The organism is Cupriavidus sp. GW821-FHT07C08 (assembly GCF_059419025.1).
In genome coordinates, this window is the sequence record NZ_JBWKQZ010000001.1 from 226,834 (window position 1) to 243,318 (window position 16,485).

Genomic DNA, 16,485 nt, shown 5'->3' on the forward strand with positions numbered 1-16,485 from the left:
GGACAAATGCCCCGCATCTTCTTCATTCCACGACAGCAATGGCTGGTTCAGGCCCATGTCTTGCCTCTCCCCCCAGCTACCTCGACTTCGGCTATGGGTTATTTCCAAAGTAGCGGTCGCAAGCGCATGCGTGTTGATGGCTGTCAACGAAGCCCAGAGTCCCCCTCGCCGGCCGACCGCCCTCCCGCTGACCTGCATCAACCGGCCTACCCCCCGCCTAAGCTGGAAGCAATGTCTGCGCTCCCGCACCCGGGAACCGCTTCCGGCGCCTGGTGATGGGCAGCGTGGCCGAGGGCGAGGTGTGCAGATCGACGGTGCCGGTACTGCTGGTGCGGGCGGCCGCTGCCGGCCGCCTACTGGAGCTATTCGATGCGGAAGGGGTCATGCGCCAGGGCGTAGCTGAACGCATATTCCAGTTCGCCGGACGCCTGGGCATGCAGCGTACAGAGCGGTGCGCCGGCTACGACCTCGTCGCCGGCGCGCACATGCAGTTCCAGCCCGGCCACCTGCCGGCGCGGCGCCCCGGCCAGCTTCGCCGTGCGCGCGACGTGCCGGTTGTCGACAGACGTCACGATGCCGCTGCGGGCTGCGACCACGTCGCGCCGGAACACCGCCTGCCCCGGGGTGCGCAGCCCCCCTTGCGCTTCACAGATCGCCTGGAACCGGGCCCAGGCGGCACCACTCTCGAGCAGGCTGCCGGCCAGCAGCCGTCCCTGCCCGGGCGGTATCGCGCCGCAGAACTCCAGCAGCTCGCCCGCCAGCAGCAGCGAGCGTTCGCGCAGGTCGGCGGGCGCCGTCGGCTGGCACTGCAGCACGGCCAGCACGTCGAGCGCCTCGAGCGCAGGGCCGACGCCCCGGCCCACCGGCTGCGAGCCGTCGGTGCGCAGAATCCGGAGCTTCAGCCCGAACGCGTCCGCGACCTTGGTCATGGCGAGATCCAGGCGCCCCAGTTCGCTGTCTTCGCGGATCTTGGCCGTCGGCCCCACCGGCACGTCGATCAGCACGTGGGTGGAGCCGGCGGCAATCTTCTTCGACAGGATTGAGGCCACCAGCTGCGCATCGCTGTCGATATCCAGCGCGCGCTCCACGCGGATCAGCACGTCGTCCGCGGGACTCAGGCTCAGCGCGCCGCCCCACACCAACGCAGCCCCGACCTGTTCTACCACGCGCCGCAGTTCCGTCGCATCCAGCGTCACGCGGGTCAGGGCTTCCATCGTATCGGCGGTGCCGGCGGGCGAGGTGATCGCGCGCGACGAGGTCTTGGGCAGCAGCAGCCCGGCCGCAGCCGCGATGGCCACGACGATCGGCGTGGTGCGATTGCCCGGCAGCCCACCGACGCAATGTTTGTCGGCAACCACCTCGCGGTCCCAGTTCAGGCGCTGGCCGGACCGGACCATGGCCCGGGTCAGGTCGACGGTCTCGCGCAGGCTCATGCGACCGTCCGCGCAGGCGGTGAGGAATGCCGCAATATGCACGTCGGCGTACCGCCCTGCACTGATGTCGCCGATGATGCCGTCGAGCTGGACGCTGTCCAGGTGGCAGCCATAGATCTTGGCACGCAGTGCGCGCACCGACTCCAGCGCGGGCGCATGGGTGACATGCACGACATCGCCCGCGCGTGCCGAAAGCGTCCGTGCCGCGCTCACCGACAGGCTCGCTTCGCCCGTGTTCAACAGCGGCGCGCCCAGCAGCGTCAGCGTGGCAATCAACGACCTGTCGCCGATCTGCACGCGCACGCGCGCCTGCGCGGAAAAGCCCTCGGCGCGGCAGACGGGGCAATCCGGGTGCATGTAGATGACATGCTCCTGCCACGTATCGATCTCGAGCGGCCGGAACACCAGCGCCCCCACTTCGCGGGGCGCGGCGGCGGCCACGACATCGCCGAGCCGCCCGGGAATTCCTGGATCAGAACTGGGATCGTTCACGTCATGCCTTGCCGCGTATTACGCTGCTAGCGAGCATCCAGGGCGTCCAGGTTGAGCAGCTCGATGGACTTGCCCTGCACTGTCAGCAGCCCTTCCTGCTGGAACTTGGACAAGGTCCGACTCACGGTTTCCAAGGTCACGCCAAGGAAGCTGCCGATATCTTCACGCGTCATGCGCAGCACAAAGGACGTGGCCGAATAGCCGCGTTCGCGGTAGCGTGCCGAGACGTTCAACAGGAATGCCGCCACGCGCTGCTCGGCGGACATGTTGTTGCCTAACAGCATCATCTGGCGCGATTCCCTCACGATCTCGGCACTGAACATCTTGTGCAACTGGCGTTGCAGCGGCTTGATCTCGCGGCATAGCGCCTCGAGCTGGTGAAACGGGATCACGCAGACCACGCTGTCTTCCAGGGCAATCGCATCGCAGTTATGGGTTTCCTGGCAAACGCCGTCCATGCCGATTGAGTCCCCGGCCATGTAGAAGCCGGAGATGGTCTCCTTGCCCCGCTCCGGCGCCACCACGGTCTTGAACGAGCCGACGCGGACCGCATAGAGGCTGCGGAACGGGTCGCCGGCCCGGTACAGCCGTTCGCCCTGCTTGACCGAACGCCAGCTCCGCACGACGGAGTCCAGGCGGGCCATTTCGCCGGCCTCCAGGCTGGCGGCCATGCAGATGTTCCGCATCATGCAAGTTGTGCACCGCGCCCGCGCGGGATCCGGCGTCGGCTCCGCAAACGTCTCATCCTCACGCCTGGAGAGCGCGACGGACATGTTGGGGGCGTCACAAACGGCATCTGCTTCAGTATGCAAGTCAAACATGGTTGTCTCCAGCCTGCCGGCCTTTCCCTTATCCCGACCTTCGCCTTCACCCGTGTCGTTCTGGCGGACCGCATATTCGTGCGCGCCGCGATGTGTTTGACTGAAGTATTGGCCGGCCCGCGCTCCGCGCCTAGAAGGCTGCGCTGAGTTGCGTGTCAGAAATGCAGCGTCAGTTGTCAGGGTTCCCTGACGCCGGTCATGCCGAACGCCCTGGCTGTCCAAGCTGGCGCATGAGACGTCATGCCGTTATCCCGTGCAAGCAGTCGGGGCAATGTGCCGGCGTTTGATGCAAAGCAAACTGCAACCGCCCCGGCTTGCCAAAGTAAGAAGGCATCCGGCGCGCACCGCGCCGCATCCCAGGAGACCATGATGGGCAACATCAAGCGCTACGACCCGTTCTCGATCGAACCGCTCGGCGACATGCTGCAGAGCATGCTGCGCAATTTGCGGATTGGCCCAGACACCGAGCTGCCGTTCAAGGTCGACGTGGCCGAGTCAGACAGCAGCTTCACCATTACCGCCGACCTGCCGGGCGTGAAAAAGGAAAACATCAACGTCAGCGTAGACCGTGGCACCGTGATGATCTCCGCCAAGCTCGAGAAGGCTTCCGAGGTGAAGGAAGGCGACCGCGTGATCCGCCAGGAGCGCTACAGCGGCTCAATGCAGCGCGCCTTCACGCTGGACGGCAACATCGACACGGAAAAGATCGATGCCAGCTTCCAGGACGGCGTGCTGCGTCTGGTGCTGCCCAAGAAGGAAAGCTCGACCCAGCAACGCATTACCGTCCGTTAGGCAACGTTGCGCCGAAAAGGAGACCGGGATGCCAGTCCAGGATATCTGCTCAGCGAAAGCCGTGCATGTCCCGCTGTCCTGCACCCTGCGGGAAGCTGCCGTACAGATGCGGGCCCGCCACGTCGGTGCGCTGATCGTGACAGAGAACTCACCGGCCGGGACGCCCGCGGTCGGGATGGTCACGGACCGGGACATCGTCATCATCGAAGAGGCGCTGCGCCGCCATGCCATGCGCGAGGCCCACCATATCAGTATCGGTCGGAAGGGTTGCCGGCGGTTGCCATGAGGGCCAGCCATGACTGTCCGTAACCTCGATGCCCTGTTCCGTCCGCACTCGGTCGCGCTCATCGGCGCCACGCTGCGGCCGCATAGCGTGGGGGCAACGGTGCTGGCGAACCTGTCCGCGGGCGCCTTCACCGGCCAGCTGTACCTGGTCAACCCGAAGTATGCGACGCTGGCGGGCCAGCCCTGTTACGCGCGCGTCGGCGCGTTGCCGGCGCCGCCGGACCTGGCGGTGCTATGCACGCCCGCACCCACCATCCCGGGGCTCGTCGCGGAGCTTGGCGCCGCCGGCACGCGCGCGGCCATCGTGCTGACCGCCGGCTTCGAGGGTCCCGAGGACAGCGCCGGAGGCGCCCTGCGGCAAGCCATGCTGGACGCGGCGCGGCCCCATCTGCTCAGGATTCTCGGGCCAAACTGCGTCGGGCTGATCGCTTCGGGAATCGGCCTCAATGCCAGCTTCGCGCCCGGCACGACCCGGCAAGGCAAGCTGGCATTCGCCACCCAATCCGGCGCGCTGGCCACCGCCGTGCTGGACTGGTCGCGCTCGCGGCAGATCGGCTTTTCTCATTTCATCTCGCTGGGCAATAGTGCCGATGTGGACGCGGCCGACGTGCTCGACTACCTCGCCGGCGACGCCGGGACGCATGCCATCCTGCTCTACGTGGAAGCGATCCGCCATGGCGCCAAGTTCATGTCCGCGGCGCGCGCAGCCGCCCGCAACAAGCCGGTGTTGATCGTCAAGGGCGGGCGCTCCGCGCAGGCTGCACGCGCCGCCGCGTCCCACACCGGCGCCATGGCGGGTGCCGACGACGTCTACGACGCCGCCATCCGGCGTGCCGGCATGCTACGCGTGGACAGCACCGAGGGCCTGTTCGACGCCGTCGAGATGCTTGCCCGCATGCGCGGGCTGCGTGGCGAGCGCCTCGCCATCCTGACCAATGGCGGCGGCGCCGGCGTGATGGCGACGGATGCGCTGGCGGATGCCGGCGGGACCCTGCCCCGACTGTCCGACCAGACCCTGGCCCGGCTGGACGCGGTGCTGCCCGACACCTGGCCGCGCGCGAATCCAATCGATATCATCGGCGACGCACCCATCGAGCGCTACCTGCAGGCCTACGCCATCCTCTGCGAGGCGCCCGAGGTTGACGCTGTGTTGATGATCCATGCGCCCACAGCCATCGTACCGGCCGCCGAGATCGCAGCCGCGCTCGTCAGCGCGCCGTCGGGCGGCAAGCCGCTGCTGACCGCATGGCTCGGAGCGGATGCCGTGCAGCAGGCACGCCGCTTGTGCCAGCATGCCGGCGTGCCGACCTTCAACACGCCGGAGCGGGCAGTGCGCGGCTTCATGCAGGCCTGCGAATACCACAGGAACCAGCAGTTGCTGATGCGCACGCCGCCTGAAGACGGCACGTATACACCAGCTGACAAGGACCAGGTGCGAACGATCATCGGCAATGCCCTGCGCGCCGGCAGGGCGTTGCTGACCGAGCCGGAGGCCAAGTCCGTGCTGGCCGCCTATGGCGTCCCCGTGGTCGCGACCCGGACTGCGGCAAGCGTCGATGAGGCTGTCGACCAGGCCACACGGATCGGCTATCCGGTAGCGCTCAAGATCCTGTCCCCGGACATCACGCACAAGTCTGCCGCGGGCGGCGTTGCACTGGACCTCGCCGATGCCGCCGCGGTGCGCAGCGCCGGCACCGCCATGCTCGAGCGGATCTGGCAGCAAGCCCCGGAGGCACGGGTGGAAGGCTTCACCGTCCAGCCGATGGTCCGGCACGGCGATGGCTTCGAGCTGATCGTTGGCGCCGCCACCGATCCCGTGTTCGGCCCCGTCTTGCTGTTCGGCCATGGCGGCGTCAACACCGAACGCATCGGCGACCATGCGGTTGCGCTGCCGCCGCTCGACGCGCTGCTCGCGCAAGACCTGGTGTCGCGCACCCGCATCGGGCGCCTGCTGGAAGGCTGGCACGGAAACCCGGGCGTCGACGGGGACGGCTTGCTCCAGGTACTGGTACAGGTATCACGCCTGGTCTGCGATATTCCCGAGATCGCCGAACTTGATATCAATCCCCTGCTGGCGAGCGCGACAGGCGTCATCGCGCTCGATGCCCGCATCACCATCAAGGCGCCGGCGCCGGGCACGCGCCCGCGGCTGGCCATCCAACCGTATCCGGAAGCGCTGGAGGAACGCGTCGAGCAGGACGGCCGCACCATTGTGCTGCGGCCCGTGCGCCCGGCCGACGAAGCAGCCTACCGGGCTTACTTCCGCCAGCTGACGCCGGAAGATATCCATGCACGCTACTTCTGCACGTTCCGCGAGCCGGAACACAGCCAGTTGGCAAGGCTCACGCAGATCGACTACGCGCGTGAGATGGCGTTCATCGCGACGACTACCGATGCATGTGGCCAGGCGTCCATCCTGGGAGAGGTCCGGGCGGTTGCGGATCCGGACAATGTCCAGGCGGAGTTCGGCATCGCCGTGCGCTCGGACTGCAAGGGACAAGGACTGGGAAAGCTGCTGCTCGACAAGCTGATCCGCTACGCGCGCGATAAGGGCATCGGCGCGCTGGTGGGCTGCACCATGCAGCACAACCGGGCCATGCTGACGCTGGCGCGCACCTGCGGCTTCAGGACGAGCATCGCGGCCGGCGCCGACGGTGTCAGTCTGCACCTTGCGCTGCACAAGGAGAATGCCAGCGTTCGCACGCAGGGTTGAGGCATCGCAATTGGCGCGCGCGGCGGGCGGCCTACGCTGGTAGCAGGCGAGCAGGCTGCTCGTTGCCGATGGCGTTCGCTACCTGACCGGCGGAGTCGGCCAGGACGAGGCGGCTTACCTGCGCAAGGCCAGCGGCGACTACAGCCTGCAAACACGCCCGTGCAGAACAGACAGGGGACAAGCGCAATCGCGTGCATGGGAATTTCCTGAGACAAGCCGGTAGCCGGGGGTCAGGACGCTGAGGTCGACGCTGCCGGATTCGATCGTGATCGTGTTGGCCGATAACCTCGGTCCGCCGCTGCGCCGCGCCTGCCTGAAGGCAGGCGGGAGCTACTGCTTTGACAAGACGCTGGAACTCGATGCGCTGCGCCTGGCCCTGGCCGGGCTGGCGGCGACTTCGGGGCAATAGGGCACAAAGCCAGCGGTCGACCGACGCTGCACTGTGGCACTACAGGTCCGCATCGTCGTCGAACAGATGATTGCGCATGGCATAGCGCAACAGCATGGCCTCATTGGGCATCTGCATCTTTTCCATCAGCCGCATCTTGTAGGTGCTCACGGTCTTGGCGCTGACGCACAGTGCCGTGGCGATCGCCGTGATGGGCTCGCCCAGCACCAGCCTCCGGTACACTTCCAGTTCGCGGTCCGAGAGCCTCAGGTGCGGCATGTCGTCGGTCTGGTCCTTCAGCCCGCTTGCCAGTTTCGTGGCCATCGACTGGCTCACATAGGTGCCGCCCCGGGCTACCTGGCCGATGGCGGACACCAGTTCCGTGGCCGCGCTTTCCTTGGTCAGATAGCCCGCCGCTCCAGCCTGGAACGCACGAACGATGTATTGCTCCTCGGCGTGCATGGTCAAGACCAGGATGCGCAGGGCCGGGTGTTCGCCGCGCAGCAAGCGGATCAGTTCCAGCCCGCTCCTGCCAGGCATGGAAAGGTCAAGCAGGAGCACCTGCGGGGTGCATTCCCGTACCATCCTGGGCACTTGCGTACCATCGGCCGCCTCGCCGACGACCTCGAACACACCGGCCCGTTCCAGGATATGCCGCAGGCCATCCCGTACCACAGCATGGTCATCCGCAATCATCACCCTTGTCATGCCCGTTCCCCTGCTCTCGCGGAAATCGCACGACCAGGCGAAAGCCATCGTCGGGCGAACTCTGGACAAGGCTGCTCGCCTGCGGAGCGGATGAAGACGCCTTCAGGGGCATGCTCTCGTCACTATTACCTTGCCAATGGACTATAGAGTTTGTGCACGGAAAGGCAACGGCATGGGAAGCGAGATGCGGATCAGAACCGGAATTTCGCAGGTACCGGCGACGTCGGAGCCACAACCCGTGTGCCGACACCGGCTGAGCCACGCACGTGGGAAACTAGCTCAGGATGCGGCTCGGGTATGTCGGCAAGCCAACATTCGGCCGGCCCGCGATGTGCCAGCCGAACAAAGAAAGCGCCTGCGCCAGGCCGTGCGCTGCCACTGCCCCACTGGCAGCGGTCACCCGTCAGTGCGACATGAAGACTGGCAACGATGACTGGCGCACCAGGGCGCGGGTGGTGCCGCCCAGCACCAGCTCCTTCAGCCGGGAACGGCCATAGCCGCCGGCAACCAGCAGGTCGGCCTGTACCTTGCAGGCAAGTTGCGGCAGAACGTGGTCGGGGTCGCCCTCCCCGACAACCAGATCGGCATTGACGCCATGGCTGGCCAGCCACGCTGTCAGCCGGTTCCCGCTGTCACGGCAGGTCTCTTCGTCAATGCCAGCCGCGCTGACCACCAGGACGGTAACAGCACTGGCATGCGCGAGCCACGGCAATGCGTCCGCTACCGCCCGCGCGGCTTCTCTGCCGCCGTTCCATGCGATGGCGACATGGCGACCAAAGCGCGGGCCGGCCGCGCCCGGCACCAGCAGGATGGGCCGGCCGGCATTGAGCATCGCATACTCCGCAACCCCGGCCAGCAGCGCCGGCACATCGGCATCTGCCGACGGCGGTGCGGGAAGGATGAGATCGGCGAACCGGCCCTCGTCAGCAAGCGCCCAGCCGGACTCGGCGTCGATAATGATGTGCCGGGTGGGGATGTCCGGCGACACTTGCCTGGTCAGCGTGTCGAGGGCTTCCTTGTGAGCGGCGACCAGTTTGTGCAGCTGGCTGGCGGCAAGCGCCGCGTATTGTCCGGCTTCTTCGCCCGCCCCGCGAAACGGCTCCAGGTTTGTTCCAGTCGCAGTCAGTCCGACCACGCTGCCGCCGAATTTCGCCGCAACCCGTGCGGCCGTTTCAATGCGTGCCGACCTGGCAGAATCTTCGCTGAGGTCGACGAGGATGGTTCTAAAGTCCATGGCGTGGTTCCGGTTTTGAAAATGCGCCTAAAGATGCATATTTCAGGCATCCGGGCGGGATCAATCGAGCGGGTAGGACCGCCGATATTCCGGCATGGTGACCGCCCAGCGCAGATCGCGCTCGATGTGCTGGCGCAGCGCATCGCTTGCCTGTGGCTCGCCGTGCACGACAAACGTACGCCGCGGCGCCTGGTGAAAGCCGCCAAGCCAGGTCATGAGTTCTGTGGCATCGGCATGTGCGGACAGGTTCTCCACCTGCTCCACCGACGCATGCACGGCGATGTCCTTGCCATGGACGCGGATGTCGCGCCGGCCTGCGGCCAGCACTGCGCCGCGCGTACCCGCCGCCTGGAAGCCGGAAAGCAGGATGGTGTTGCGAGGGTCCGGGCCGTAGGTGGCAAGATGGTGGACCACACGACCACCGGTAGCCATGCCGCTGCCAGCCAGGATGATCTTGGGACTTCGGTCGTGGTTCAGCCAGATCGACTGCTCCATGCTCTGCACCGGGGTGGCGAGATTACAGGCTGCGGTGCACTCTTCGCGGCTGATGCGCAGCTCTTCCGGATGCAGCGAGAAAATCATGGTCGCGTCGATGGCCATCGGGCTGTTGAGGTACACCGGCACGTCGGGGATGCGCTTGAGCTCGCGCAGGCGGTGCAGGCAGTACAGCAGGCTCTGCGTGCGCCCCACCGCGAAAGCGGGGATGATCAGGCTGCCGCCGCGGCCAATTGTCCGGCTGACTATCTCGCCGAGCACATCGAGCGGGTCGTCGTCCGGATGCCGCCGGTCGCCATAGGTGGACTCCACCAGCAGGTAATCCGCCTGACGCACCATCTCCGGCGCGCGCATGACGATGTCTTGCTGCCGCCCGAGGTCGCCCGAGAAGACGATGCGCTTGCCGTCGACGAACAACGTGACGATAGCTGCCCCGATGATATGTCCGGCTCGGGCAAACTCGGCCTCTACGCCGGGCACTACCTGGAAGCGCTTGCCGAACTGCATCGGCTGGAGTTGCCGCATTGCTCGTGCAGCGTCGGCGGCCGTGTAAAGGGGCAATGCGGGGCGGTGACGCGAAAAACCCTTGCGGTTCGCGTAATCGGCGTCTTCTTCCGCCAGGCGGGCGCTGTCTGGCAGCAGGATGCCGCACAGCTGCGCGGTGCCCATGGTGCAGTACACGCTGCCGCGGAAGCCGTTGCGCACCAGCAGGGGCAAATACCCGCTGTGGTCGATGTGGGCATGGGTCAGCACCACCGCGTCGAGCTTGGCCGGATCGAGCGGCAGTGGGTCCCAGTTGCGCAAGCGCAGGGTCTTGTATCCCTGGAACAAGCCGCAGTCGACCATGACCTGGTGACGGCCGGTATCGAGCAGGTACTTGGAGCCGGTGACCGTATCGGTCGCGCCGAGGAATTGCAGTTGCATCTGGTCTCCTTTGACGCTTGCGCAAAGCCGTTGGCCCCGCCACGGGTGCCGCTGGCTGATACAGCCAGTCTAGGAGGGGGAACCGAGTGGTGGTTGATCCGGATCAATCATGTGGACACGCGAGTACCTACGCTTGAACAGTGTCTGGCCCCGCCGGTAGCGAGAGACCGGTGCTCGCCCATTCATGATTCCATCGCCCCGCGACCGGCATTGAGCCATATCAACCCCAATCCACCGTCGCCATCCACGCTGATTAAGGTGAATCTCAATTTGGGACTTGGGTCCGGCACGCGTAAGATTGGCCACGGAGCACAGGCGCCGCTCCTTCCCACAGAAGCAAATTGGGCATGGACGCCATGCATGGCTGCTAGAACCGGCATCGGCCAACGCTTCAGTCATCAAAGTCCCACAGTTGATGCAGATCCAGCCGTAGCCGACTGTCGGCCTCCAGCGTATCAACCACGGCCGCGCGCTCAGCCAGCATGGTGTCGGCCAACGCGCGCCGAATCATCAATAGCTCGCTCAAGCTGGTTTCACCCGCTTTGTAGGCGCGCCCCGTGCGCTCGGCAGCACTGCGCTGTAGCGCAAGCGCCTCGGACAGCGCCCTGGCGGCGGCCCACTTGCCCTCCAGGCCACCGTATAGCACCTCGAACTCGGCACCGATCCGACGCTCCACCGCCACGCGGCGGCGGGCTGCCGCCTCCGCGTCGGCAGCGGCGGCCATTGCCACCGAACGCCGGTGCGCGGAGCCAAGCGGCATGCTGACACTCACGCCCGCGATCCGCTCCGCACCGCCGCGCTCGATGGTAACGAACACGCCCACTGTTGGGTCAGGCTTGCGCTCCAGATCGCTGCGCCGGGCCTGCCGCTGCGCTTGTGTTTCCTCGGACAGGGCGAGGCGAAATTCATGGCTGTCCTCCACGTAGCGATTGCGCAGCGACCCGGTAGGGTCATCCGGCAAGGGCTGCAGGCGAGCGTCGGCAGGCAGGCCACCAGGTATCCCAAGGCTCGGAAAGCGCGCCCGCAGCTCAGCTTGCGCTGCCGCTTCCGCCGCCCGCGCGCTGGCCAGTGCCGCCGCGGTACGGGCACGCTCGGCCAGCACGAGTTCATGGTCCATGCGCGCCGCGTCGCCCAGCTGGACGCGCCGTGCGGTGATCGCTGCCAGTTCGGCGGCAAGCCTGTCATTGCCCTGCGCCGCCAGATGTACCTGCTGCGCGCGCAGCGCTCCGAACCACAGCGACAGAATCTGCCGCGAGACTTCGTGGCGCGCATCCATCACCGCAAGCTGGCCGGACTGCGCCGTCGCGTCCGCCAGCGCGCCATCGGCGTCGGCCTTGCCCCATAGCCGCAACGGCCGTTCCAGCGCCAATTGTCCTTCGGCATACCGCTCGGACGGCTCCCGCACCTGACGGCCCTGCCCGGTCGCGCGCACCACGGCCTCGGCGGTGCCGGCACGGATGCCGGCCGCGCGGGCCAGCACGGCGTCGCGACGAGCTTCGGCCATCTGTACATCCGGCGACTGGCTGACAGCGTCGCGCACGGCGGCTTCGCTGGGCAGGATGCCGGCCTCCACTGCTATGGCAGCCTGCGCCCTCGCGGCGCCAGTCATTGCGGCGGTTGCAGATATAACGGCGATCGAGGACGCTACGGTCATGACAGTAGCCGCGGCAAGCGTGCGTGTCGTGTTTTTCTTCACGCTATTCATTGCGTCTCCCCTTGTTCCATGCGGGCTCGGCTTTCCTGACGCGAACGCGCCACACTGAATCGCTCGAACAGAAGCGGCAACAGCAGCAAGGTCAGTGCGGTCGAGCTAACCAGCCCTCCCGAAACAACGATGGCCAAGGGGCGCTGGATCTCCGAGCCCGGACCGCTTGCCAGCAGCAATGGGATCATGCCCAGCGCGGTGATGCAGGCCGTCATCAAGACCGGCCGCAAGCGATCCCGCACGCCCGTACGCACGGCCTCGGCCACCGGTCGCCCTTCCTCCAGCAAGGTATTGAAATGCGAGACCAGTACCACACCATTGAGCACCGCAATGCCCAGCAACGCGATAAAGCCGACCGAGGCCGGCACTGAGAGGTATTCGCCTGCCAGCCGCAGCGCGGCGATACCTCCCACCAGGGCGAAGGGAATGTTCGCGATCACCAGCACCGCCTGGCGGACCGAGCGGAAGGTCAACATAAGCAGCAGGAAGATGGCACCCAGCGCCAGCGGCACCACCAACGCGAGACGCGCAGCCGCACGTTGCTGGTTTTCGAACTGTCCGCCCCAGACTATGCGCAAGCCCTTGGTCAGGCTGGCAAGACCCGCCACCGCAGCTTGCCCCTCCTGCACGAAGCCGGTCAGGTCGCGCCCTTCCACGCTGACCTGGATTACCGCAAATCGCTCGCCGTCCTCATGATTGATCCGTACAGGGCCCTCCACGCGCTGCACCTGCGCCAGCGAGGTCAATGGCCACACCTTGCCATCGGGTGCCGTCACTTGCAGGCTGGTGAAGGTTTCAGGCATCTGACGCAGGCTCTCGCCGCCACGCAGGATCAGCGGGGTGCGCACCGTACCCTCCGGCACGATACCGATCCGCTCGCCCTCCACTTGCGCGCGCAGCAACGCCTGCAGCGCATCGCCGGAAAACCCGGCGCGGCCGACAGCGGCGCGGTCCAGCGCAAGCGTGAGGTACTGCACGCCCTCGTTGCTGGGCGCTATCACTTCGGCGGCGCCGGGGACTTTGCGCACGCGTGCGGCGATGGCCTGCGCAGCGGTATCGATGGCACCGAGATCAGTGCCGAACACCTTGATCGCCACATCACCGCGCGTGCCCGTCAACATTTCCGAGACACGCATCTCGATCGGCTGCGTGAAGCCGTACACCACGCCCGGGAAGCGCTCCATGACGCGGCGAATGGCAATGGCGATGTCTTCCTTGCTGCCGCGCCACTGGTCCTTGCCCTTGAGCACGAGGAAGGTGTCGGTTTCGTTCAGCCCCATCGGGTCGAGCCCGAGATCGTCCGAGCCGGAGCGTGCCACGATCGAGCGGATCTCCGGCACCTCTGCCATCAGCGCCTGCTGCACCCTCAGATCCAGGTCGACCGAGGTCCCCAGTGACACCGAGGGCGCCTTCTGCAACTGCACGATCAAGTCGCCTTCATCCATTGTGGGCATGAAGGTCTTGCCCACCGACAGATACAGCGCCACAGCCAAAACCAGAGCCACCCCCGCCGCGGCGAATACCGTGCGACGGTGCCCGGTGCTCCAGTCCTGCAGGCGTGCGAATCCGCTGGCGACCTTGCGCATCACATAAGGCTCCTCATCGGCATGGGCGCGTAGCAGCAGCGATGCCAACGCTGGCACCACGGTGAACGCGATCAGCACCGAAGACGCCAGTGCCAGCACGATGGTCAGTGCCACCGGCACGAAGAGCTTGCCCTCCAGGCCCTCTAACGACAATAGCGGCAGGAACACGATAGCGATGATCGAGACCCCGGCCAACATCGGCACGGCCACGCTGGCCACAGCATGGCGGATCACCGCGCCGCGCAGTGATGGGTCGCTCTTGTGCTCGTACGAGCGAGCCAGTGCAGACTCAATGCCCTCTACCACCACCACCGACGCGTCCACCAGCATCCCCAGCGCAATCGCCAGGCCGCCGAGGCTCATCAGGTTGGCAGTCAGGCCCACGTAGCGCATCAGCAGAAAGGTGGCCAGCATCGACAGCGGCAATGTGGCTGCCACCACCAGCGCCGCGCGCACGCCGCCGAGAAACAGGTACAGCGTCACAACCACCAGCAGGCTGGCTTCGATCAGCGCGTGCACCACCGTGCTGGCGGCACGCGTCACCAGTTCACCGCGGTTGTAGAACACATGGGTGGACATGCCTTGGGGCAATTGCGGGCGGAGCGCGTCCAGCCGTACCTGCACGGCAGTGACTAGCTGGCGGGCATCGGCGCCACGCAAGCCCAATACCAGGCCTTGAACCGCCTCACCGCGACCGTCCTTGCTGACCGCGCCGTTGCGCGTGGCCACGCCGAGCCTGACCGTGGCCACGTCGCCCACGGTTACTACAGGCATGCCGCTGCCTGAAATGGGCGAAGCAGAGGACGAAGCAACAGCAATCCGCCGCAAGTCTTCCACGCCGCGCACACCGCCTTCCACGCGCACCACCCAGTTCTCGTCGCCCTGCACCACCCGCCCGGCACCGTCATTGCGGTTGTTAGTGTCGAGTGCCTGGCGTAATTGCTCCAGCGTAACCGCTCTGGCACGTAGCCGTGCGGGGTCGGGAATCACCTCAAAGCTGCGCACCTCGCCGCCCAGCGCGTTGACATCCGCCACGCCGGGCACCGTGCGCAGGGCCGGGCGGATCACCCAGTCGAGCACCCGTCGGCGTTCTGCAAGCGAGAATGCATCGCCCTCGACCGTGAACATGAACATCTCGCCCAGCGGCGTGGTGATGGGTGCCATCCCCCCGACGGCGTTGGCCGGCAGGTCGCGCAGCAGGCCGGCGAGCCGCTCGGACACCTGCTGGCGGGCCCAGTAGGAATCCACGCCCTCCTCGAAATCGACCGTCACGTCGCTGATGCCGTACTTGGACACAGAGCGGACGATGGTCTTGCGGGGGATGCCGAGCAGTTCTTGCTCGATCGGCGTGGACACGCGTTGCTCGACTTCCTCGGGCGTCATGCCGGGAATCTTCAAGATGACCTTGACCTGAGTCGGTGAGATATCCGGAAACGCATCGATTGGCAGCTTCGTGTAAGCCCACGCCCCGGCCACCGCCAGCACGCAGGCAGCGATCAGCACCAGCGCCCGCTGGCGCAGGGAGAATTCAACCAGGCCGGCCAGCATCACTGAGCCCCCGCCAACATGCCCTTGAGCGCGCCTACGCCGGCAACCGCCACGCGTGTGCCTGCCGGCAGCGTGCCACGGACGGTCGCCGCAGCCTCGTTCACGGCCTCGATCACCACAGCCTGGTAGCGTACGCCCGTCTTGGTTGCCACGAACACACCGGGCATGCCGCGCCAGTATGTCAGTGCGGTGGGGGGTACCCCCACGCGGCCTGCGCCAGTGGCGTCTGGCGCGCCGCGCAAGTGCACGATTGCATTGACGCTTTCGCCAGCCTGCAGGCTGCCGCGCTTGTCCAGCACGGCGCGCACGCGCACGGCTGCGGTGCCGTCGCTAACCGGCACTACGCCGGCCACCTGGCCGGTGGCGCCGCGCTGGCGCACTTCAACGCGCTCGCCGCCAGTCGGGGCTGGCATGTCGCGGCCAACAAGCAAGTCCAACTCCAGCGCGGTCGGATCGACAACGTGAAACAACGGCGCCGCGCCGTCCACGCGCGTGCCAGGCATGGCATTCACCTCTGCGATCAGGCCCGCCCGGCCTGCGACCAATTGGGGCTCGCCTGAGCCACCGGAGAATACGATGCCCGCAGCAGCCATTTCGGCCTCGCGTGCGCGTACCGTGGCGGCCGCCTCCGTGGCGCGCGCTTGTGTGGCCTGCCAGCGGCTGCCTGGAATAATGCCGTCGTCATGCAAGCTGCGGTCCCGCGCCAGCGCTTGCCGTGCCAGGTTTGCTTGCGAGCGCGCCTCGGTCAGCGCACGTCCGGCTTCGAACAATTGCGGGCTGGCAAAGGTGGCCAGCGGCTGGCCGGCGCGCACCGGCTGGCCGATTGCCACCAGCACGCGCGAGACCATGCCGGGGTACGGCGCGGCCACCACGTACTGCGCGTCGGGCTTGAGTACCACGCGTCCGCTGGCGCCGATTTCGAGCTGGGCTGCTGCGGTCACCGGGCTGAATCGCACACCGAGCGACTGGATCTGGGCGGCGGACAGGACCAAGGCCTGCGCGCACGCGAGGCTATGGGCAAACAGTGTCGATGCGACAAGCGTGCCTACGACAAGACTTTTAGGAAGAAACATTCCTGACTCCAGTGCAGGATGAGAACATTCGACGCGCCTTGGCCCAGAGCGCGAGCGCGGACTGCCAGAATGGCTAGCGGGGAATCAGGAAGTAACTGCGTTGCTCCTCACGGCGACATACATTTCCACTCTAAGTGACCATGTATTTTTTTGATTTGCATTCCGTCTCCCGCACTAGTTGCGCCAACAAGAGCCCAGCACCTTCGCACTAACGCCTTGAACAGTCCCAACTGCTATCGTTGAAGCTACATCGGACGCCGGACCCGCCCTTGATACAGATCAACCGCC

Annotated in this window: 12 protein-coding genes; 4 read left to right on the plus strand and 8 right to left on the minus strand. The window is 66.4% G+C overall.

From position 1 onward, the window contains the following. Positions 1-362: 362 nt before the first annotated feature. Both AC07UK_RS01145 and AC07UK_RS01150 read right to left on the minus strand, forming a co-directional pair. Complete coding sequence (locus AC07UK_RS01145) at positions 363-1,874, minus strand: thymidine phosphorylase family protein (protein ID WP_436223079.1); 1,512 nt, start codon at positions 1,872-1,874, stop codon at positions 363-365. 77 nt (positions 1,875-1,951) lie between these two features. Continuing rightward, entirely contained in the window at positions 1,952-2,698 is a 747-nt protein-coding gene (locus AC07UK_RS01150; RefSeq protein ID WP_494685481.1) for a helix-turn-helix domain-containing protein, read from the minus strand. 417 nt (positions 2,699-3,115) lie between these two features. Here AC07UK_RS01150 and AC07UK_RS01155 point away from each other — a divergent pair, with 417 nt between their 5' ends. From AC07UK_RS01155 to AC07UK_RS01170, 4 genes are all read left to right on the plus strand, one after another. After that, entirely contained in the window at positions 3,116-3,538 is a 423-nt protein-coding gene (locus tag AC07UK_RS01155) for an Hsp20/alpha crystallin family protein (RefSeq protein WP_494685480.1), read from the plus strand. Positions 3,539-3,566: 28 nt separating this feature from the next. Beyond that, on the plus strand, positions 3,567-3,824 hold the full coding sequence (locus AC07UK_RS01160; protein ID WP_436221858.1) for a CBS domain-containing protein: 258 nt from the start codon (positions 3,567-3,569) through the stop codon (positions 3,822-3,824). A gap of 9 nt (positions 3,825-3,833) precedes the next feature. Continuing rightward, the gene (locus AC07UK_RS01165; protein WP_494685401.1) at positions 3,834-6,536 is read left to right on the plus strand and encodes a bifunctional acetate--CoA ligase family protein/GNAT family N-acetyltransferase; all 2,703 of its coding nucleotides are present in this window, start codon (positions 3,834-3,836) and stop codon (positions 6,534-6,536) included. 265 nt (positions 6,537-6,801) lie between these two features. Continuing rightward, positions 6,802-6,945: a hypothetical protein gene (locus AC07UK_RS01170; RefSeq protein ID WP_436221860.1), complete on the plus strand. Its 144-nt coding sequence runs from the start codon at positions 6,802-6,804 to the stop codon at positions 6,943-6,945. A gap of 39 nt (positions 6,946-6,984) precedes the next feature. On the opposite strand, the gene AC07UK_RS01175 is transcribed toward AC07UK_RS01170, so the two are convergent. From AC07UK_RS01175 to AC07UK_RS01200, 6 genes are all read right to left on the minus strand, one after another. After that, positions 6,985-7,632 (minus strand): response regulator transcription factor, encoded by a 648-nt coding sequence (locus AC07UK_RS01175; protein WP_436221861.1) that lies wholly within the window; start codon positions 7,630-7,632, stop codon positions 6,985-6,987. 403 nt (positions 7,633-8,035) lie between these two features. Next, the gene (locus tag AC07UK_RS01180; protein ID WP_494685400.1) at positions 8,036-8,866 is read right to left on the minus strand and encodes a universal stress protein; all 831 of its coding nucleotides are present in this window, start codon (positions 8,864-8,866) and stop codon (positions 8,036-8,038) included. A 60-nt stretch (positions 8,867-8,926) separates the two neighbouring features. Further along, complete coding sequence (locus tag AC07UK_RS01185) at positions 8,927-10,285, minus strand: MBL fold metallo-hydrolase RNA specificity domain-containing protein (RefSeq protein WP_494685399.1); 1,359 nt, start codon at positions 10,283-10,285, stop codon at positions 8,927-8,929. A gap of 391 nt (positions 10,286-10,676) precedes the next feature. After that, a complete protein-coding gene (locus AC07UK_RS01190; protein ID WP_494685398.1) occupies positions 10,677-11,939 on the minus strand; it encodes a TolC family protein in 1,263 nt (420 codons plus the stop codon). Positions 11,940-11,986: 47 nt separating this feature from the next. Further along, positions 11,987-15,124 (minus strand): efflux RND transporter permease subunit, encoded by a 3,138-nt coding sequence (locus AC07UK_RS01195; protein ID WP_436221864.1) that lies wholly within the window; start codon positions 15,122-15,124, stop codon positions 11,987-11,989. Continuing rightward, positions 15,124-16,197 carry an efflux RND transporter periplasmic adaptor subunit gene (locus AC07UK_RS01200; protein WP_436221865.1) on the minus strand — a complete coding sequence of 358 codons (1,074 nt, stop codon included), beginning with the start codon at positions 16,195-16,197 and terminating at the stop codon, positions 15,124-15,126. The genes AC07UK_RS01195 and AC07UK_RS01200 overlap by 1 nt, the downstream gene beginning before the upstream one ends. Positions 16,198-16,485: the final 288 nt, after the last annotated feature.